This is a genomic window from Rhodococcus sp. T2V (assembly GCF_029269925.1).
Classification (GTDB): Bacteria; Actinomycetota; Actinomycetes; order Mycobacteriales; family Mycobacteriaceae; genus Rhodococcus_F; species Rhodococcus_F koreensis.
In genome coordinates, this window is sequence record NZ_JARJBD010000330.1 from 1 (window position 1) to 841 (window position 841).

Sequence of the window (841 nt, forward strand, 5' to 3'; positions counted from 1 at the left end):
TAGAGGCGGCCGGCGCGGTACGACGAGCGCACGAGCGGTCCGGCCATGACGCCGGCGAACCCGATCTCCTCGGCGGCCTGGGAGTGTTCGACGAACTCTTCGGGCTTGACCCACCGCTCGACGGGGTGGTGCCGGGGGGAGGGGCGCAGGTACTGGGTGATGGTGAGGATGTCGCAGCCGGCGGCGTGCAGGTCTTCCATCGCCTGGTGGACCTCGTCGGGGGTCTCGCCCATGCCGAGGATCAGGTTGGACTTGGTGACCAGCCCGGCCTCGCGGGCGGCGGTGATGACGCCGAGGGAGCGTTCGTAGCGGAACGCGGGGCGGATCCGTTTGAAGATCCGGGGGACGGTCTCGAGGTTGTGGGCGAGGACCTCGGGGCGGGAGTCGAAGACCTCGGCGAGCAGGTCCGGCTTGCCGTTGAAATCGGGGATGAGGTTCTCGACGCCGGTGCCGGGGTTGAGGTGGTGGATCTTGCGGACGGTTTCGGCGTAGAGCCAGGCGCCGCCGTCGGGGAGGTCGTCGCGGGCGACGCCGGTGATGGTGGAGTACCGCAGTCCCATCGCCTGGACGGATTCGGCGACGCGGCGGGGTTCGTCGCGGTCGAGGTCGGTGGGTTTGCCGGTGTCGATCTGGCAGAAGTCGCAGCGGCGGGTGCATTGTTCGCCGCCGATGAGGAACGTCGCCTCGCGGTCTTCCCAGCATTCGTAGATGTTGGGGCAGCCGGCTTCTTCGCAGACGGTGTGCAAACCCTCGCGTTTGACGAGGCCCTTGAGCTCGGAGTATTCCGGGCCCATCTTTGCTCTCGTCTTGATCCAGTTCGGTTTGCGTTCGATCGGAGTCT

1 protein-coding gene is annotated in these 841 nt (G+C 67.4%); it reads right to left on the reverse strand.

Annotated features, from left to right (window positions below; translation table 11 throughout):
• On the reverse strand, positions 1-841 hold an 841-nt coding region (lipA, locus tag P3H15_RS54195; protein WP_276144855.1), incomplete at both ends, for a lipoyl synthase.